The organism is uncultured Flavobacterium sp., assembly GCF_963922255.1.
In the GTDB taxonomy this organism is placed as follows: Bacteria; Bacteroidota; Bacteroidia; order Flavobacteriales; family Flavobacteriaceae; genus Flavobacterium.
In genome coordinates this window covers 21,745-41,270 of the sequence record NZ_CAWUIC010000005.1, presented here as the reverse complement: position 1 = coordinate 41,270, position 19,526 = coordinate 21,745, and the positions used below count along the sequence as shown (strand labels likewise).

Here is a 19,526-nt window from a genome sequence, read left to right as displayed (position 1 = left end):
AAGGATGCCGTTCCAACCGCTAACACAAAAAGTAAAAATTGAAAAAAACACATTCCATATTTACTTCAACAAGACAAAGTATTCCAACAAATCATTGATTTATATGGAGAACCACACATTTCAACAAGACCAGAAGGATTTGAATCTCTTTGCAAATTAATTATAGAACAACAAGTTTCTCTAGCATCTGCCAAAGCATGTTATTTAAAATGGAATATTTCTTAGGAAAAGTGTCACCAGAAAATATACTAAAAGCTTCTGATGAAGATTTAAGAAATAATGCCATTTCAAAACAAAAAATAGTTTATCTCAAAGAACTCTCAAAAGCAATTTTGAACAGAAATTTACTATTAGAAACTTTTTCATTAAAACCAGAAGAACAAATCAAAGCAGAATTAACAGCCATAAAAGGAATTGGAAATTGGACTGCTGAGGTTTATATCATGTTTTGTCTTCAAAAAGAAGATGTTTTTCCGATTGGAGATATAACACTTCAAAATACCTTAAAAGAATTATTTGATGTTTCAACTAAAGAGGAAATGATATTACTTTCTGAGAATTGGAGACCAAATCGTTCACTAGCTACATACTTTTTTTGGCATTATTATTTAAAGAAAAGAAATCGTCAGCCATTGATTTATTAGGCATTTGAATTAAAAATTTATAGTTAAATGTTATGAAAACCTTAAATCTCTTTCATTTTAAACTTTCGCATAAAAATAAACCTAATTTTCTGCTTTGAAAAAAGTTAGAATTTGTACTTTTGCACTCGAAAAAATAAAATAAAATGACAGCAGATAAAGTAACTACATTTGATGTATTGATAGAAATCCCAAGAGGAAGCAGAAATAAATACGAATACGATTTTGATTTAAAAAGAATGCGTTTTGATAGAATGTTATTTTCTTCAATGATGTATCCTGCAGATTACGGATTCATTCCAGAAACGTTAGCCTTAGATGGTGATCCATTAGATGTTTTGGTTTTGGTAACAGAACCAACTTTTCCAGGTTGTGTTATGGAAGTTAAGCCAATTGGAGTATTCCACATGGCTGATGAAAAGGGGCCAGATGAAAAAGTAATTTGTGTGCCAGTTTCAGACCCAATTTGGAATCAATTAAATGATTTAAGTGATGTAAATCCACACTTAATAAAAGAAATTGAACATTTCTTTCAAGTTTATAAAGATTTAGAAAATAAAGTTGTTGATGTTGAAGGATGGGGAGATGTTAACGAAGCAAAAGAGATTTTCGTAAAATGTAAAGAAAGATTTAATGCAATTGAAAATAAACCAGAAGGGCTATTTAGCATAGGTTAATTTTTAAAACAATTTTATAAAAAAGGCAATATTAGTAGTAATATTGCCTTTTTTGTTTATTTTTGTTTGACCTTGAAAATAATAATATTTAAAAATTTAACTAAAATTTTATGGATTCAATAATGATTTATGTGCCAATAATTATGGCAGTAATTGGATTGCTTTTTATGTTTTATAAGCAATCATGGGTTTTAAAACAAGATGCAGGTGATGGTAAAATGAAAGAAATTTCAGATTACATATATGAAGGAGCGTTGGCATTCTTAAAAGCAGAATATAGATTATTAACGTTCTTTGTTATTGGAGCAAGTATAGTTCTTGCGGGAGTTGCTTATTTTGTGCCTACAACAAGTTATTTAATAATTATTGCATTTATCGTTGGTGCTATATTTTCTGCTTTGGCAGGTAATATGGGAATGAAAATCGCTACAAAAACAAATGTTCGTACAACTCAAGCGGCTCGTACAAGTTTACCTAAAGCTTTAAAAGTAGCTTTTGGTGGTGGAACTGTAATGGGTTTAGGTGTTGCAGGATTAGCTGTTCTTGGTTTAACAGCCTTTTTTATATTTTTCTTTCACTATTTTATGGGTGGAGTATGGACAGATACTAATGGAATGACAATAGTATTAGAAACATTAGCTGGTTTTTCACTTGGTGCTGAATCAATTGCATTATTTGCACGTGTTGGAGGTGGTATTTATACAAAAGCTGCTGATGTTGGTGCTGATTTAGTGGGTAAAGTAGAAGCGGGTATTCCTGAAGATGATCCAAGAAATCCTGCTACAATTGCAGATAATGTCGGAGATAATGTGGGAGATGTTGCTGGAATGGGTGCTGATTTATTTGGGTCTTATGTAGCAACGGTTTTAGCTGCAATGGTTTTAGGAAACTATGTTATTAAAGATATGGGTGGAAGCCTTCAAGATGCTTTTGGAGGAATTGGTCCCATTTTATTACCAATGGCAATTGCTGGTTTTGGAATTTTATTTTCTATCATAGGAACTATGTTGGTTAAAATTTCTTCAGATGATGCTAAAGAACAACAAGTTCAAAAAGCCTTAAATGTAGGGAACTGGGTTTCAATCTTATTAACATTAGTTTCATGCTATTTTCTAGTAAAATACATGTTGCCAGAAACCATGAAAATGGAATTCTTCGGTGAAGGTTTAAAAGATATTTCTTCAATGCGAGTATTTTATGCTACTATTGTTGGATTAGCTGTTGGAGGAATTATTTCTTCTGTAACAGAATATTACACAGGTTTAGGCACAAAACCAGTTTTGGCAATCGTACAAAAATCTTCAACTGGAGCAGGTACAAATGTAATTGCTGGTTTAGCAACAGGTATGATTTCAACTTTCCCAACAGTTTTATTATTTGCTGGTGCAATTTGGGCTTCTTACGCTTTAGCAGGATTTTATGGTGTTGCCTTAGCAGCTTCAGCAATGATGGCTACAACAGCAATGCAATTAGCAATTGATGCTTTCGGACCAATTTCAGACAACGCTGGAGGAATTGCTGAAATGAGCGAATTACCAAAAGAAGTAAGAACAAGAACAGATATTTTAGATTCAGTAGGAAATACAACTGCAGCAACTGGAAAAGGTTTTGCAATTGCTTCGGCAGCTTTAACATCTCTAGCTTTATTTGCAGCTTACGTAACTTTTACCGGAATTGACGGAATTAATATTTTTAAAGCCCCAGTTTTAGCTATGTTATTTGTAGGTGGAATGATTCCTGTAGTTTTCTCAGCTTTAGCAATGAATTCTGTTGGAAAAGCAGCTATGGACATGGTGTATGAAGTACGTCGTCAATTCAAAGAAATTCCAGGAATTATGGAAGGAACTGGAAAACCTCAATACGGAAAATGTGTTGAAATTTCGACAAAAGCTGCTTTACGCGAAATGATGTTACCAGGAATTTTAACTATTGGTTTTCCTATTGCAATTGTGTTATTAGGTAAATTAGTTTATGCTGAAAACAATCAGTTAGTAGCAGAAATGTTAGGTGGTTATATGGCTGGAGTTACTGTTTCTGGTGTGCTTTGGGCTGTGTTTCAAAACAATGCTGGTGGAGCATGGGATAATGCTAAAAAATCATTTGAAGCAGGTGTTGAAATCAATGGAGAAATGACATACAAAGGTTCTGATGCTCATAAAGCTGCCGTAACTGGAGATACTGTTGGAGATCCATTCAAAGATACTTCTGGACCATCAATGAATATTTTAATCAAATTAACTTGTTTAATTGGATTAGTAATTGCTCCAATTTTAGGAGGAGATGCTCATACCATGAATAATGGTACTGCAATGACGTGTTGTTCAGTTATGGAAGAATGTTCTTCAATGTCGAAAGAAGAATGTATCGAAAAAGGATGCATGAGTAAAACTTGTAAATTCATGAATCAAGAAATGAATCAAGAAGTTACTAAAAAGGTGATGGTTGAAAAAACTAAAATTAATGACGAAAATGTTCAAGCAATAGTAAAAGTAGTTACAACTTTAGACGGAAAAGAATCTGTTGAAGAATTTACTTTTGAAGGTAATGAAGTAGAGGTTGACAAAGAAATCAGAGCTATCAAATAAATAAAGGATTTTAATCTAATAAAAAACGGCTTTCAAATTTGAGAGCCGTTTTTTTATGTTTGTAATCTGAAAATCCTAATATTTCTATATGTGCTTTCCTTTTTCCCAACCTGTTTTTCCAAGGTATTGTTCAGCACTTTCAACTGCACCATCTTCAATGGTTGTTCCCATTGAATCATTCCAACGATTTAAATACCCAAAAAGCGAAATAACTCCAAGCATTTCAACAATTTCTCCTTCGTTCCAATGTTTGTATAAATCTGTTTTTATTGTTTCATCAACAGCATTTGGAATCACAGAAGAAGCTAACGCAAAATTTAAAGCAGCTCTTTCCGCATCAGAAAAAGCAGGATGTGTTTTGTAATCCCAAATATTATCCAATTGCTCTTGGTTTGCTCCATAACGTTCAGCAGCTCTAATAGTGTGTGCTTGACAATATCTACAACCAGCAGCATTACTAGTAACCCAACCAATCATTCGTTTCAAAGCAGAAGTCACTCGACCTTGATTTTCCATTACAGCTTTGTTCAAATTGATAAAAGCTTTTGAAATGGCAGGTCTGTGTTGCATGGTTAAAACTGAATTTGGGCAAAACCCTAAGGTTTCATTAAAAAATTCAGCTAATTCTTGTGTTTCTTTATCGTGATCTGGTGAAAGTGGTGTTACTAATGGCATATTTATATAATTTATGAATAAAAAAACCTCAATAAAGAGGCTTTTAATGGACTAAAATAATCCGTTTATTTCTGCATTAATTCTGTTGACAATTTCTCCTAAGTCTTCTGGATTGTTTACATAATCCATATTGTCAACATCAATAATTAATAATTTTCCTTTGTCATATTTATGAATCCAAGCTTCATAACGTTCATTTAATCGACTTAAATAATCAATAGAAATGGTATTTTCGTATTCTCTTCCTCTTTTGTGAATTTGGTTTACTAAATTCGGAATAGAACTTCTTAAATAAATTAGTAAATCGGGTGGTCCAACTAACCCTTCCATCAAATCAAAAAGAGAACTGTAATTATTGAAATCTCTATTTGTCATTAAACCCATGGCATGAAGATTGGGTGCAAAAATATGTGCATCTTCATAAATAGTTCTATCTTGAATGATTTTCTTACCGCTTTCACGTATTTGTAATACTTGACGAAAACGACTATTCAAAAAATAAATTTGTAGATTAAAACTCCAACGCTCCATTTGATGATAAAAATCATCTAAGTATGGATTATCAACAACATCCTCAAAATGTGGTTCCCATTTAAACTGTTTGGCTAATAACTTTGTTAAAGTCGTTTTACCTGCTCCGATATTTCCTGCTATTGCTACGTGCATTATGGTAAATCTATTTTATAATTAATAATCTGATTGTTTGTAAAAATAGATAAAATTCCGTTGTTAAAGAAAAATTTATCAAAGCTTTTTTGATTTAAATCAATTTTTTGTGCTAATGCCTTGTTAGTGTTGAAGTAGTATAATTCTTTATGCTTTGAGTAAATAATTTTTGTGTTATCAATAATTTGAATAGTATCATATTCTGGAATTTTACCCATATTGTTTATTTTTCCAAATATGGAAATCGAATAAAAATCTAATTCTTCACTAATCCAATAGAAATAATTAAAATCACTATTGTAGTCTTTAATCATTGTTGTTAATGGAGTGGAAATAATTTTATTAATGTTTGATTTAAAATTGTATAAACTGATTTTTTGCAAAAAACCATCATACAACCAAACTTGATTTTGACTCGCTAAGCCAAAGGCTTCTATCTTAATAGGAGTTTCAAAATTATTTCCATTGATTTGTTGAGTTTCATTTAATTGATTATCTAATAGAATAAGAGCATTAAAATCCTCATAAAAAACGACAATTTGTAAAGGGTTTGTAATGCAAATTTTTTCTATTTTTCCAAAAGAAAGGTTTTGATATTCATATTCTTGAGTTGTATTACTTTTTTTTATAACATTTTTAAATGTGAAATAATCATTTTTTAAATTGTCTTTTCCGATAAAGATATCTGATTTTGTATATGTAGAATCTACTTTTTTGATAATAATTTTTTCTTGAGTCCAAGAAATAGAACTAAAAAGTGATACAAAAAAAAGAATATATTTTTTCATTTATTTAAAACTAGATTAAACCTTTTCTCAAATTGAAAGTCTAAAGATAATGTTTTTAACATAACATTTTGATTTATAACTGTAACAAAAAATGCATTTATAAGTCTAAACTATAAGAAATTATTTAACATTTGATAAGTGCAAGAATATTTTTCTTTAGAAGTCTAATCATTAGTAAACCATTTTAAAATGAAAAATACAATTTTAGTAGCGTTACTTTTAGTAACATCAATGATCAAAGCTCAAGATTTTCAAGGCATGGCTGTTTATGAATCAAAAACTAGTACCGCAGAAATGATGAAAAACTTTGGAGGCAATAGAGAAATCACTCCAGACATGAAAGCAAATATTGAAGAACGAATGAAAAAAATGTTTGAAAAAACATTTGTTTTAAATTTTGATAAATCTGCTTCAATCTACAAAGAAGAAGAAAAATTAGAAGCTCCAGGTCAAAATGGTGGTGGTGGAAGAATGATGACATCTATGATGGGTGGTGGTGGCACTCAATATAAAAACGTGAAAGAAAAAATGTATACTGTAGACAAAGAATTTTTTGGAAAAGAATTTTTAATTAAAGACAGTTTACCAAGTTATAAATGGCAAATGACAGCTGAAACTAAAAAAATTGGGGAATATACTTGTTATAAAGCAACAGCTGTAGTAGCAACAGATCCAACTGATTTTAGAAATTTTAGAATGCGTGGTGGTGATAAAGATAAAGAGGAAAAAGAAAAAGCTGCAAAAGCAAAAGATTCTACAGATGCCAATAAAAAAACTAACTTTATGCAAGATGTTGAACAAATAAAAGAAAAAACGATTACAGCTTGGTACGCTCCAGAAATACCTATCAATCAAGGTCCAGATAAATATTGGGGGTTGCCAGGTTTGATTTTAGAAGTTAATGATGGAACTACAGTTTTATTGTGTTCAAAAATTGCATTAAACATAAAAGACAAAGCAGATATTAAAGCTCCAAAAACTGGAAAAGTTGTAACGCAAAAAGAATATGACGAAACTGTGACCAAGAAAATGGAAGAAATGAGAGAAATGTATGGTGGTCAACGAGGTGGTGGAAGAGGAAGAGGATTTTAATCTTGATAATAAATACAAACTAAAAAAAACTTGATGAAAAAAATACTTTTCATTTGCATTATGGCATTTTCTTTAAATGCTATTTCTCAAAATATTCGATTTGAAGGTACCGTAAAAGATACAACTGGTGTTGCTTTAGAAATGGCTAATATTATGGCAATCAATAACAACACTAAAGCTATGGATGCATATGCCATTACAAATGATGCTGGAAAATACCAACTTAATCTTAATGCTAATACACCATATACTTTAAAGATTAGTTACATAGGGTATGAATCACAGGAAAAGCAAGTAACTACTTCTGATAAAACTATGAATTATAATATAGTTTTGAAAGAAGGGAACATGCTTAAAGAAGTTGAATTGGTTTATGAAATGCCAGTTTCAATTTCTGGAGATACTATTATTTATAATTCAGACTCATTTACCAATGGAACAGAACGTAAATTAGAAGATGTATTAAAAAAATTACCAGGTGTTGAGGTTGATACTGAAGGAAACATAACGGTAGAAGGAAAATCAGTTCAAAAAGTAATGGTTGAAGGAAAAGATTTTTTTGATGGTGATACCAAAATCGCTACTAAAAACATTCCAGCAAATGCTTTAGATAAAATCCAAGTTTTAAGAAATTATAACGAAGTCACCAATCTAAAAGGATTAGAAAACAACGAAGAAAATGTAGCTATTAACATCAAATTAAAAGAAGGTAAGAAAAACTTTTGGTTTGGAGATATTACAGCTGGAGCAGGAGCTTGGGATACAGAAGATAGGTATTTAATTAATCCAAAATTGTTCTATTATAATCCAAAATTTAGTGTCAATGTTATTAGTAATTTTAACAATATTGGTGAATTACCTTTAACTACAAGAGATTATTTTAGATTTACAGGTGGATTTAGAAATATATCGAGAAAAGGAGGCTCAAGTTTCAATGTGTCTTCTAATGATTTGGGAATTGGAAATTTAAATAATAATGAAGCTGCAAATATTGACACTAAATTTGGAGCAGCTAATTTTAGTTATAACCCTTCAAAATCTTTAACATTCAGTGGTTTTGCAATTGTTTTAGGAAATAAAACGCAAACACTAACAACTACACAAACAGAAAGGCCAGAACCACTTCAAGATGAAACTAGGCAAGACGTTTCTAATCAATTAAGTACTCAAACATTATTAAAATTAAGTACTAGTTATGTTCCTTCTGATAAGTTGCATGTTGACTATGATGTGTTAGCTAAATTTTCTGACCAAAGAGAAGATCAAACATTGTTTTCTTCTTTATTGTCTGACATTAATACCGATAAGGTTCAAAATCCGTTATCATTAAATCAAAGTTTCAATTACTATTATACCTTAAACGATAAAAATGTGTTTGCTTTTGAATTACAACATTTATATCAAGAAGAAGATCCTTTTTACAATGCAAATTTAGAATTACAACCTTTCTTATTTGCGGGTTATGATAGTAGTCAAGCCAGAAATGACATTAATCAAAATCGCTTTGTAAAAACAAATAAAGCTGATGCTAAATTTGATTACTATTATATGTTAACTCCAAAAAGTAATATTAATGTTACATTAGGTAATACTTATTCATATCAAAACTTTGATTCAAGCATCTTCCAAATATTAGATAATGGAGTAGTAAATAATTTAACAGCAGCAGAAAACACTAACAATGTAGATTATGCTTTTAATGATGTGTTTTTAGGATTGCACTACAAATTTATAAAAGGAAAATTTACGTTTACACCAGGTTTTAGTGTTCACAATTATTCCACAAGAGATAATCAATTAGGCTCATCTAATACCATGAATTTTAACAGGTTATTGCCTGATGTGTATGCTTTGTATCAAATAAAAAAATCTGAAACACTTACATATAATTTTGCTTTACAAAATAGTTTTACTGATATTACCAAGTTGGCTGAAGGTTATGTGTTTTCAAATTATAATAGTTTATTTAGTGGAAATAGAAATTTAGAAAATTCACTTTCACAATCACATAGTTTGCGTTATTTCAAGTATAACATGTTTAATTTTGAAAATATTTTTGGATTCTTAAATTACACTAAACAAACAGATGCTATTAAAAGTAGAGCTTTATTATCAGCTTCAGGTGCAAATCAGGCATCTTCCTCTGTAAATATTGATTCAAATTTTGCTGATGAAACTATTTCTGGAGCATTTAATTATGGACGTTCATTCGCAAAATATTATAAAGCTTCAGCAGGTTTAAATATGAATTGGAGTAAATTTAATAATATTAGAGTTTTTCAAGACGCAGATACAGATCCAAATAATAATCCTTCTGAGATTCAAACTACAGAATCATTTACACAAAGTTATAACGTGAAGTTTTCTACAAATTATAAAACTATTCCAAATTTATCACTAGGTTATGGTTATACTATAAATGATAACTTTTCGGACACTTTTTATACTGATAGTCCAACAATTGGTTTAGAATATTATTTCTTAGACGCATTTTCTTTTGTTTCTGATTATAGTTTTTTTCATAGAAGAAATAAAGACAAATCTATCGATACAGAATATGATTTCTTAAGTACAAGTTTAATTTATCAAAAGAAAAATAGTAAGTGGGAATATAAATTGTCAGGAACAAACTTATTGGAAACTAAAGCTTTAAATAGTAGTAGTTTTAACCAAATTGCTGGAACAAGTTCATTTTCAAGTTACACAGTGCAACCAAGATATATTATATTGAGTTTGAAATATAATTTGTAATCGAAATTATATCTCACAAAAAAAACCTGATTCAAAATTAAGAATCAGGTTTTTTTATTTTTTATCATTCTGTATTTATTTCAGAATCTAACTATTTTATAATCCAAAAGCAGTTTTCACTTGATCTACATAATCTAATTTTTCCCAAGTAAATAATTCAACAGTAACTGTTTTGTCTTCACCATTTGGTAAATTAAAAGTTTTAGTTACAGTTTCAGGAGTTCTTCCCATATGACCATAAGCAGCTGTTTCACTATAGATTGGATTTCTTAATTTTAAACGTTGTTCAATAAAGTAAGGTCTCATGTCAAAAATCCCTTCAACTTTTTTGCTTATTTCTCCATCAGTTAAATTCACATTCGAAGTTCCATAAGTATTTACATTAATTGAAGTAGGTTTTGCAACACCGATAGCATAAGAAACCTGAACTAAAACTTCATCACACAAACCAGCAGCAACTAAATTTTTAGCAATGTGCCTTGTTGCGTAAGCAGCAGAACGGTCAACTTTGCTTGGATCTTTTCCAGAAAAAGCACCACCACCATGAGCTCCTTTTCCACCATAAGTGTCTACAATAATTTTTCTACCCGTTAAACCAGTATCACCATGAGGACCACCAATTACAAAAACTCCAGTAGGATTAATATGATACGTTATGTCGTCATTAAATAAATGAGCATATTGTGGATATTTTGCTTTTATTCTTGGAATTAAAATTGAAACTAAGTCATTTTTAATTTTAACCAGCATTTCTTCATTAGCAGCATCTTTATCTGCTTTTGAGTTTGATTTTGGTTGAACAAAATCATCATGTTGTGTAGAAATTACGATTGCATCAATACGAACAGGTTTGTTGTCATCAGAATATTCTAAAGTTACCTGAGATTTTGCATCTGGTCTCAAATAAGTAATTTCAGAATTTTCTCTTCTCAAATTAGCTAATTCAATCAACAAAGCATGAGATAAATCTAGGGCCAAAGGCATGAAGTTTTTAGTTTCATTAGTTGCGTAGCCAAACATCATTCCTTGGTCACCAGCACCTTGTTCTTCTTTGTTTGCTCTATCAACTCCTTGATTGATATCAGCTGATTGTTCATGAATTGCAGATAAAATTCCACAAGAATTTGCTTCAAACATATATTCGCTTTTAGTGTAACCAATTTTCTTGATTACATCTCTTGCTATTTGTTGAACATCAAGATAAGTATTTGATTTTACTTCTCCAGCTAAAATTACTTGTCCAGTTGTAACTAAAGTTTCACAAGCTACTTTTGATTCAGCATCAAAAGCTAAAAAGTTGTCAATTAAAGCATCACTAATTTGATCTGCAATTTTGTCTGGATGTCCTTCGCTAACGGATTCAGACGTAAATAAATATGCCATATAATAATTATTTTTTATATTAATATGGAAAAGTAAGAAAGATATATTCGTAGGAAATACTAAAGAAGGGTTTCTGCTTTAGCATTTTTTTAACGAGGTTGCAATCAGTCAAATTTTTCCTCTTTTGATTTAATGATGCAAAGATATAAATGTTTTATTTAAGTACGTGATTTAAATGTTAAAAAAGATTTAAATTGTCTTTTGTATGAATATATTTATTATTTTTAATGCAATTATTAACCAAATAAAATAATCATTATGAAAAAAATTTTACTCTTACTTTTATTTCCTATTATAGGATTTTCTCAAAACCAATTTGCTTTCGGATTTGATGGCACAACTGCAGCAATGATTTCGGCAGGTTGGCAAGTTACGAACCAGAGTTCTCCAGTATATGCTACAGCTCCAACTTGGTCAATTGCAGATTATACAGCACCAACTGCTACAACACCATTTGGAGGACTAACACCTAATGGTCAAGCGGGAGGATTAAATTCTTTTGCTTTAATTAATTACACTAGTACAGGAACTTCATCAACAGCTGGTTCAGGAACAATTAGTAACTGGTTAATCACTCCAGTAGTAAATGTTCAAAATGGAGATGTTGTTACTTTTTATACTCGTATAGGTAAGAATACAACTACAGCTGACCCTAATGCATCGTTTGCTGACAGATTACAGTTAAGAATGAGTACAACAGGATCTACCACAACTAATCCAACTGGAGGTTCGGCAGGTTTAGGAGATTTTACAACATTATTAGACGATGTTAACCCAAATTTGAATCTAACTGATTATCCTACATCTTGGGCTACTGGTTTGAGAACTGTAACTATTTCAGGTTTATCAGGTCCAACGGATGTTAAATTCGCTTTTAGGTATTTTGTTACAAGTGGTGGTCCAGCGGGAAATAATTCAGATATTATCGGTATAGATTCTTTTTCTGTAGACAGACCGGTTGCAAGTGCTCAATCTTTCTTTACTAATAATTTTTCAATTTATCCAAACCCAGCAAATAACGTTTTAAATTTATCAGTTAAAAATGGTTTAACAGTTAATGAAATTTCTGTGGTAGATATTAATGGAAGAACAGTTAAAACAATCAATAATTCATTTGATTCTGAAATGGAAATCAATGTTTCAGATTTAACTTCTGGTGTTTATATGCTAAATGTAAAAACAGAAGAAGGTGTAGCTACATCTAAATTTGTTAAGAACTAAATTATCTACTAGAATATAAATAAAAAAAGGTCAGAAATTATTCTGCCTTTTTTTTATTTTGTAATACTTAGTTATTAATAGAAAATAAATTTATTATACCTGTATTTAAAAGACAAATAGTTTGTTTTAAATATGAAAATATAAATATATCAGAAAATATTTCAGTTGTTAGTATTTATTCTTACCTTTGCCTTGTTCATAAACATAATGATTGTTATCACGAAAGCTGGAGAGATTAGACTCAATGAAAGCTTAGCAACCCTATTCTTGTAGAAGGTGCTACATTCTATTCTTTATGCTGAACTTGTTTCGGTATTTAGAAAAAGATAACCCAACGAAATCCTCTCCAATTTCTTGATAACATATTACTAATTAAGCATTGCAAACTTTGCAAAAACCTTGCGAACTTTGCGGTTAAATAAAAAATATGTCAAAAATACAAGAAGCTATAAAAGAAAGAATCCTTGTTCTAGATGGAGCAATGGGAACTATGTTACAACGCAATAATTTTTCAGAAGAAGATTTTCGCGGTTCACGTTTCAAAGATTTTCCTTATCCTTTAAAAGGAAATAACGATTTACTTTCCATAACACAACCTGAAGCTGTAAAGCAAGTCCACCGTTTGTATTTTCAAGCTGGTGCTGATATTGTGGAAACCAACACGTTTTCAGGAACGACTATCGGAATGGCTGATTATCATTTAGAAGACATAGTTTATGAATTAAATTACGAATCAGCTAAAATTGCTCGAGAAGTTGCCGACGAATTTACAGATAAACCAAGATTTGTAGCTGGTTCAATTGGACCAACCAACAGAACAGCATCCATGTCACCAGATGTAAACGATCCAGGTTTTAGAGCAGTAACTTTTGATGATTTAAGAGTTGCGTACAAACAACAAGTTGAAGCTTTAATTGATGGTGGTTGTGATGTTTTATTAGTAGAAACCATTTTTGACACTTTAAATGCAAAGGCAGCCCTTTTTGCTATTGAAGAAGTCAAAGAAGAAAGAAATATCGATATTCCAATTATGGTTTCAGGGACAATTACAGATACATCTGGAAGAACATTGTCTGGTCAAACTGTGGAAGCTTTCTTGATTTCAATTTCACATATTCCATTATTAAGTATTGGATTTAATTGTGCTTTAGGTGCTGACCAATTAAAGCCTTATTTAAAACGTTTAGCTCATAATACACAATTGAATATTTCAGCTCATCCAAATGCTGGTTTGCCGAATGCTTTCGGACAATACGATCAAACTCCAGAAGAAATGCAGGCTTTAATTCGGGAATATTTACAAGATAATTTAGTAAATATTATTGGTGGTTGTTGTGGTACAACTCCAGAACACATCAAACTAATTGCCGAAGTTGCAAATGAATTTAAGCCCAGAGGAATAACCGTAGAAGTCTGATTACAATGAAAAATAAAATAATAAACACAAAAAAAAGATTACAAAATAAATGGCTAAACTATAAAACCGATTTTAAATTGTTTTATAAAGAAGTCAACAAGCATTACAAGAGAATAAACGATGAGCTATAAAACCAATAAATACCTTCAATTATCAGGATTAGAACCTTTAATCATTACTCCAGAAACCAATTTTGTAAATGTTGGAGAACGAACTAATGTAACTGGTTCACGTAAGTTTCTTCGATTAATTAAAGAAGAAAAATACGATGAAGCCCTTGAAATTGCTCGTGCTCAAGTGGAAGGTGGAGCTCAAATCATCGATGTAAATATGGATGAAGGAATGCTGGATGGAGTTTATGCCATGACAAAATTCCTAAATCTTATTGCAGCCGAACCAGATATTGCTCGTGTTCCTATAATGATTGATAGCTCTAAATGGGAAATTATTGAAGCTGGGTTAAAAGTAGTTCAAGGGAAAAGTGTGGTGAATTCTATTTCTTTAAAAGAAGGAGAAGAAACGTTTATTCATCATGCTAAATTGATAAAAAAATATGGTGCTGCCGTAATTGTAATGGCTTTTGATGAAGATGGTCAAGCGGATACTTACGAAAGAAGAATAGAAATCTGTAAAAGAAGCTATGATATTTTAGTAGAAAAAGTAGGTTTTCCAGCAGAAGATATTATTTTCGATCCTAATATTTTTCCAGTTGCTACTGGAATGGACGAACATAAATTAAACGCACTAGATTTTTTCAGAGCCACAAAATGGATTCGTGAAAATTTGCCTTATGCAAATGTTTCTGGTGGTGTAAGTAATGTTTCATTCTCTTTTAGAGGAAATGACAAAGTTCGAGAAGCGATGCATTCTGCTTTTCTATATCATGCCATTCAAAACGGAATGACAATGGGAATTGTGAATCCTGAAATGTTAGAAATTTATGATGAAATTGATCCTATTCTTTTAGAACATGTAGAAGATGTGTTATTAAACAGAAAGGAAGATGCAACTGAATTGCTCTTGGCTTTAGCCGAGAGTTACAAAGGAGATTATAAAGTAAATGAAAAAGCGATTGCAGAATGGAGAAATGGTTCCATTCAAGAAAGATTAACACATTCCTTAGTAAAAGGAATCGATGAATTCATAGAAATTGATGTGGAAGAAGCACGTTCAAATTCAGCTAAAGCCATAGAAGTTATAGAAGTAAATCTAATGGCAGGAATGAATGTCGTTGGTGATTTATTCGGAAGCGGAAAAATGTTTTTACCTCAAGTTGTAAAATCTGCACGTGTGATGAAAAAGGCAGTAGCTTACTTATTACCATTTATAGAAGCAGAAAAAACAGGGAAGTCTTCAAGTGCTGGAAAAGTATTGATGGCAACTGTAAAAGGTGATGTTCACGATATTGGAAAAAATATTGTTGCGGTTGTTTTAGGTTGTAATAATTTCGAAATCATTGATTTAGGAGTGATGGTTCCACCCGGAAAAATAATTCGAGCTGCTGTTGAACATAATGTAGATATTATTGGTTTAAGTGGTTTGATTACTCCTTCGTTAGACGAAATGGTTTATATAGCCAAAGAAATGGACAAATTAAACATTAAAATTCCAATTATGATTGGTGGTGCAACAACTTCTCGAGCTCACACTGCAGTGAAAATTGCACCTGAATATAAAGAAACTGTAGTCCATGTAAATGATGCTTCAAGAGCTGTAACAGTTGCGAGCAACTTATTACAAAAGGAAACTAAAGAAAATTACGTAAAAGCCATTCGTGATGAATATGACAACCTTCGTGAAGGATATTTAAATAGAAGTCGCGATAAAAATTATCTAACCATTGAACAAGCACGAAAAAATAAATTACAATTAGATTGGCAAAATTTTCAACCTGTAAAGCCAAATTTCATTGGAACAAAAACTTTTGATGTTGAGCTTTCAGAATTAATCCCGTTTATCGATTGGACACCATTTTTTCAGTCATGGCAGTTGTTTGGAAAGTTTCCAAAAATATTAGTTGATGAGGTAGTTGGAACAGATGCAACCAATTTATACAATGATGCTTTATTTATGTTGGATAAAATTGTTACAGAAAAATGGTTTACTGCCAAAGGAATTATCGGAATTTTTCCAGCAAATCAAGTCAACGATGACGACATACAACTAACAACCAACAACCAACAACTTACAACCTTTTTAACGCTTCGTCAACAATCTCAAAAAACGGAAGGAGCACCAAACATTGCTTTAGCAGACTTTATTGCACCAAAAGATTCAGGAATTCAAGATTATATAGGCTGTTTTTGTGTCACAACAGGTTTTGGAGTAGAGGACAAAGCTAAAGAATATGAAGAACAATTAGATGATTACAATTCCATCATGGTAAAAGCATTAGCCGATAGATTAGCCGAAGCTTTTGCAGAATATTTACACCTAAAAGTTCGAAAAGAAATTTGGGGTTATGCTTCTGAAGAAAATTTAAATAATCTCCAATTAATCAAAGAAGAATACAAAGGAATTCGTCCAGCACCAGGTTATCCAGCTTGTCCAGATCATTTAGAAAAACCAACCATTTGGAAAGTATTAAATGTAGAAGAAGAAATTGGAGTAACCTTAACGGAAAGTATGGCCATGTGGCCAGCTTCATCGGTTTCTGGTTATTATTTTGCAAATCCTCAAAGTAAGTATTTTGGACTAGGAAAAATTAAAGAAGATCAAGTAATCGATTATGCCAAACGAAAAGGAATTTCAACAGAAGTTGCCACAAAATGGCTCGCACCAAACATAGCAGATTAAAAAATGAAAGTAACGCAACATATAGAAAAAGCCAACGGAAAACCTTTGTTCTCCTTCGAAATATTACCACCTTTAAAAGGACAAAATATCCAATCTATTTTTGACAGTATTGATCCTTTGATGGAGTTCAATCCACCATTTATTGATGTAACCTATCATCGTGAAGAATACGAATTCAAAGAATTGCCAAGTGGTTTATTGCAAAAGAAAATTGTAAAAAAACGACCTGGGACTGTTGGAATTTGTGCTGGTATTCAAAATAAATATGATGTGGATGCTATTCCTCATGTTTTGTGTGGAGGTTTTACTAAAGAAGATACAGAAAACCTTTTAATCGATTTAGATTTTCTTGGAATTGACAATGTTGTAGCACTTCGTGGTGATGCCTTAAAAAATGAAACCTATTTTAAACCTGAAAAAGAAGGAAATGAATATGCATCAGATTTAGTAAAGCAAATTTCAAATTTAAATAACGGAATTTATTTAGATGAAGATTTGCAAAATTCTTGTTGTACTAACTTTTGTATAGGAATTGCAGGTTATCCAGAAAAACACATGGAAGCTCCAAGCATGGATAGCGATATTCATTTCTTAAAGCAAAAAATTAAAAATGGTGCAGATTATATTGTAACTCAAATGTTTTTTGACAATAAAAAATTCTTTGATTTTGTAGAAAAATGTAGAAAATCTGGAATTACAGTTCCAATTATTCCTGGATTGAAACCTATTGCGACTAAGAAACAATTGAATTTAATTCCACACAGATTTAAAGTAGATTTGCCAGACGATTTAATCATGGCAGTTGTAAAAGCAAAAGACAATGAAGCTATAAAACAAATCGGAATCGAATGGTGTTTGCAGCAAAGTAAAGAATTAATTGCAGCTGGAACTCCATGTTTGCATTATTATTCGATGGGAAAAGCAGAAAATATAAAAGCTATTGCGAAAGAAGTTTTTTGATAAACTTTCATTTATATTTGCCCTCAATATGAAGCAAATTTTATTTTTCTTATTCATTTTTTCAACTGCAACTGCTCAATTTTCGGTAGATGCTTCTTATATGTATGGAAAAATTTTGCCTCATAGCAAATCCATAAAACATTTGATTATTAATCACCCAGAAAGTGTTTTATTGAGTTTCAATAAAAAAACTTTTGGTGAACTTGAATGGCAATCGAATTTCAATTTTCCAGATTATGGTTTTTCATTACATTATCAAAATAATAATAATGATGTTTTAGGCAATTTGTATGGTGTTTATGGTCATTATAATTTTTATTTTCTGAAAAGAAACATTGTTTTTAGACTTGGTCAAGGAATTGTTTATAACACCAATCCTTATGATAAAAACACTAATTTTAGAAACTTTGCTTATAGTACTAAATTAATGCCTTCTATCTATTTTTTGCTGAATTACAAAAAGGAAATAGTTATTGATAATATTGGTTTTGAAACTGGATTAGCTTTTTTTCATCATTCAAACGGAAGTATAAAATCCCCTAATACGAGTACAAATGTATTGTCATTTCAATTGGGTTTAAATTACGCTTTTGAAGAGGGAAATATTGAATACAAATATTCAAATGATACATTAAAATCGTTTTATCCAATTAAATATAATATATTTTTTAGAACAGGAATTAATGAAAGCGATATTATAGGAATTGGTCAAAAACCGTTTTATAATTTAAGTTTTTATGCAGATAAACAGTTTGCTAGAAAAAGTAAAGTGCAGTTTGGTTTAGATGCTTTTTATATGTTGTCTTTGAAAGAGTATATTAAATATAAATCGGTTGCTTTTCCTAACGAAAGCATAAGTGAAAATACTGATTTTAAACGTGTTGGTTTGTTTACAGGATATGAGTTACAAATAAATAAATTTTCGGTTGAAGCACAGCTTGGTTATTATGTTTATTCTCCTTTTAAGTTTTTAGGGCCTTTATATCAACGTATTGGAACGAAATATCAAATTAATAAAACCGTTTTTAGTAGTTTTTCATTAAAAACACATGCTGCAAACGCAGAAGCCTTAGAATTTGGAATAGGAGTGAAGTTATGAAGAAATTAGTCGTTTTATATAGTCTTTTCTTGTTATTTAGTTGTGATGAAAATCAATTACTAGAATCTTCTGGCACAATTGTTTCTGAAGAAATTTCAGTTTCTTTTTTCAATAAAATCAACATTTCTGAAGGAATTGAATTGCATATTACTGATGATAGTAAGACAAAAGTCGAAATAGTAGCTGGAGAAAATGTAATTGACAAAGTCACGTTTTCTTTAATTGACAACCAACTTTTCATTAATGCAAAAGATGCTACTAAGACATTTCAAAGTTATGTACCAATAAAAGTTTACATTTCTATTGACGATTTAGATACAATTTATTCGTCATCTCAACATAATGTGTATTCAGAAAACGTATTGAATTTTACTAATTTCCATTTACAATCTGGTTTATTTGAAGACACAGCTTCAGGAGAATTTCATTTAGAAGTGAATTGCAATAGTTTATTTGTAGAAGATAATCGAGCAAGTTTTTACAATATTTCTGGAAATGTCACTGATTTGTCTGTCAATTTTTACAATGGAGACGAACGTTTTGAAGGTGCAAATTTGGTAGCACAAAATATTTCTATTTTTCAAAGAAGTTCAAACGATATTATAGTAAATCCGCAACAAAAAATTTCAGGAACAATTTATAGTACGGGAAATGTAATTCTAAAAAATAATCCACCAATAGTTGATGTACAAGTTTTATATCAAGGTCAGTTGATTTTTAATTAGTTTAACTGTTGAATTGTTTAACTGAAACAACTAAAACAATTTGAAACTTT

At 30.7% G+C, this 19,526-nt stretch carries 15 protein-coding genes and 1 riboswitch; of the genes, 11 read left to right on the top strand and 4 right to left on the bottom strand.

Annotated features, from left to right (window positions below):
* Positions 1-209 precede the first annotated feature (209 nt).
* From AABJ49_RS05620 to AABJ49_RS05610, 3 genes are all read left to right on the top strand, one after another.
* On the top strand, positions 210-644 hold the full coding sequence (locus tag AABJ49_RS05620; RefSeq protein WP_338376821.1) for a hypothetical protein: 435 nt from the start codon (positions 210-212) through the stop codon (positions 642-644).
* Positions 645-787: 143 nt separating this feature from the next.
* Positions 788-1,318: an inorganic diphosphatase gene (locus tag AABJ49_RS05615; RefSeq protein WP_338376819.1), complete on the top strand. Its 531-nt coding sequence runs from the start codon at positions 788-790 to the stop codon at positions 1,316-1,318.
* A gap of 110 nt (positions 1,319-1,428) precedes the next feature.
* Entirely contained in the window at positions 1,429-3,903 is a 2,475-nt protein-coding gene (locus tag AABJ49_RS05610; protein ID WP_338376818.1) for a sodium-translocating pyrophosphatase, read from the top strand.
* Between the two features lie 84 nt (positions 3,904-3,987).
* Here the strand turns inward: AABJ49_RS05610 and AABJ49_RS05605 are convergent, their stop codons facing one another.
* Genes AABJ49_RS05605 through AABJ49_RS05595 form a run of 3 tightly spaced genes read right to left on the bottom strand, consistent with a single transcriptional unit; the run spans position 3,988 to position 6,032 of the window.
* Complete coding sequence (locus tag AABJ49_RS05605; RefSeq protein ID WP_338376816.1) at positions 3,988-4,578, bottom strand: carboxymuconolactone decarboxylase family protein; 591 nt, start codon at positions 4,576-4,578, stop codon at positions 3,988-3,990.
* Positions 4,579-4,629: 51 nt separating this feature from the next.
* The gene (locus AABJ49_RS05600; protein WP_338376814.1) at positions 4,630-5,244 is read right to left on the bottom strand and encodes a deoxynucleoside kinase; all 615 of its coding nucleotides are present in this window, start codon (positions 5,242-5,244) and stop codon (positions 4,630-4,632) included.
* The gene (locus tag AABJ49_RS05595) at positions 5,244-6,032 is read right to left on the bottom strand and encodes a hypothetical protein (RefSeq protein ID WP_338376812.1); all 789 of its coding nucleotides are present in this window, start codon (positions 6,030-6,032) and stop codon (positions 5,244-5,246) included. Before AABJ49_RS05595 ends, AABJ49_RS05600 begins: the two co-directional genes overlap by 1 nt.
* 189 nt (positions 6,033-6,221) lie before the next feature.
* Here AABJ49_RS05595 and AABJ49_RS05590 point away from each other — a divergent pair, with 189 nt between their 5' ends.
* Positions 6,222-7,124, top strand: coding sequence for a GLPGLI family protein (locus AABJ49_RS05590; protein WP_338376810.1), 903 nt, complete (start codon positions 6,222-6,224; stop codon positions 7,122-7,124).
* A gap of 33 nt (positions 7,125-7,157) precedes the next feature.
* A complete protein-coding gene (locus AABJ49_RS05585) occupies positions 7,158-9,875 on the top strand; it encodes a carboxypeptidase regulatory-like domain-containing protein (RefSeq protein ID WP_338376808.1) in 2,718 nt (905 codons plus the stop codon).
* A 96-nt stretch (positions 9,876-9,971) separates the two neighbouring features.
* Here the strand turns inward: AABJ49_RS05585 and metK are convergent, their stop codons facing one another.
* Positions 9,972-11,258, bottom strand: a complete 1,287-nt coding sequence (gene metK, locus AABJ49_RS05580) for a methionine adenosyltransferase (RefSeq protein WP_338376806.1) — start codon at positions 11,256-11,258, stop codon at positions 9,972-9,974.
* Positions 11,259-11,516: 258 nt separating this feature from the next.
* Here metK and AABJ49_RS05575 point away from each other — a divergent pair, with 258 nt between their 5' ends.
* The 6 genes from AABJ49_RS05575 (at position 11,517) to AABJ49_RS05550 (ending at position 19,476) form a co-directional block, all read left to right on the top strand.
* Positions 11,517-12,479: a choice-of-anchor J domain-containing protein gene (locus AABJ49_RS05575; protein WP_338376804.1), complete on the top strand. Its 963-nt coding sequence runs from the start codon at positions 11,517-11,519 to the stop codon at positions 12,477-12,479.
* Between the two features lie 211 nt (positions 12,480-12,690).
* Positions 12,691-12,812, top strand: a riboswitch (SAM riboswitch).
* Positions 12,813-12,906: 94 nt separating this feature from the next.
* Positions 12,907-13,896, top strand: a complete 990-nt coding sequence (locus tag AABJ49_RS05570; RefSeq protein WP_338376802.1) for a homocysteine S-methyltransferase family protein — start codon at positions 12,907-12,909, stop codon at positions 13,894-13,896.
* A 120-nt stretch (positions 13,897-14,016) separates the two neighbouring features.
* Positions 14,017-16,692 (top strand): methionine synthase, encoded by a 2,676-nt coding sequence (gene metH / locus AABJ49_RS05565; protein ID WP_338376798.1) that lies wholly within the window; start codon positions 14,017-14,019, stop codon positions 16,690-16,692.
* Positions 16,693-16,695: 3 nt separating this feature from the next.
* Positions 16,696-17,652 (top strand): methylenetetrahydrofolate reductase [NAD(P)H], encoded by a 957-nt coding sequence (gene metF / locus AABJ49_RS05560; protein ID WP_338376796.1) that lies wholly within the window; start codon positions 16,696-16,698, stop codon positions 17,650-17,652.
* A 28-nt stretch (positions 17,653-17,680) separates the two neighbouring features.
* Positions 17,681-18,751 carry an acyloxyacyl hydrolase gene (locus AABJ49_RS05555; protein ID WP_338376794.1) on the top strand — a complete coding sequence of 357 codons (1,071 nt, stop codon included), beginning with the start codon at positions 17,681-17,683 and terminating at the stop codon, positions 18,749-18,751.
* Positions 18,748-19,476: a head GIN domain-containing protein gene (locus AABJ49_RS05550; protein WP_338376793.1), complete on the top strand. Its 729-nt coding sequence runs from the start codon at positions 18,748-18,750 to the stop codon at positions 19,474-19,476. The genes AABJ49_RS05555 and AABJ49_RS05550 overlap by 4 nt, the downstream gene beginning before the upstream one ends.
* Positions 19,477-19,526: the final 50 nt, after the last annotated feature.

Coding starts and splice junctions, on each gene's coding strand:
- AABJ49_RS05620 (WP_338376821.1), top strand. CDS start 210: ATGGAATATTTCTTAGGAAAAGTGTCACCAGAAAATATACTAAAAGCT.
- AABJ49_RS05615 (WP_338376819.1), top strand. CDS start 788: ATGACAGCAGATAAAGTAACTACATTTGATGTATTGATAGAAATCCCA.
- AABJ49_RS05610 (WP_338376818.1), top strand. CDS start 1,429: ATGGATTCAATAATGATTTATGTGCCAATAATTATGGCAGTAATTGGA.
- AABJ49_RS05605 (WP_338376816.1), bottom strand. CDS start 4,578: ATGCCATTAGTAACACCACTTTCACCAGATCACGATAAAGAAACACAA.
- AABJ49_RS05600 (WP_338376814.1), bottom strand. CDS start 5,244: ATGCACGTAGCAATAGCAGGAAATATCGGAGCAGGTAAAACGACTTTA.
- AABJ49_RS05595 (WP_338376812.1), bottom strand. CDS start 6,032: ATGAAAAAATATATTCTTTTTTTTGTATCACTTTTTAGTTCTATTTCT.
- AABJ49_RS05590 (WP_338376810.1), top strand. CDS start 6,222: ATGAAAAATACAATTTTAGTAGCGTTACTTTTAGTAACATCAATGATC.
- AABJ49_RS05585 (WP_338376808.1), top strand. CDS start 7,158: ATGAAAAAAATACTTTTCATTTGCATTATGGCATTTTCTTTAAATGCT.
- metK (WP_338376806.1), bottom strand. CDS start 11,258: ATGGCATATTTATTTACGTCTGAATCCGTTAGCGAAGGACATCCAGAC.
- AABJ49_RS05575 (WP_338376804.1), top strand. CDS start 11,517: ATGAAAAAAATTTTACTCTTACTTTTATTTCCTATTATAGGATTTTCT.
- AABJ49_RS05570 (WP_338376802.1), top strand. CDS start 12,907: ATGTCAAAAATACAAGAAGCTATAAAAGAAAGAATCCTTGTTCTAGAT.
- metH (WP_338376798.1), top strand. CDS start 14,017: ATGAGCTATAAAACCAATAAATACCTTCAATTATCAGGATTAGAACCT.
- metF (WP_338376796.1), top strand. CDS start 16,696: ATGAAAGTAACGCAACATATAGAAAAAGCCAACGGAAAACCTTTGTTC.
- AABJ49_RS05555 (WP_338376794.1), top strand. CDS start 17,681: ATGAAGCAAATTTTATTTTTCTTATTCATTTTTTCAACTGCAACTGCT.
- AABJ49_RS05550 (WP_338376793.1), top strand. CDS start 18,748: ATGAAGAAATTAGTCGTTTTATATAGTCTTTTCTTGTTATTTAGTTGT.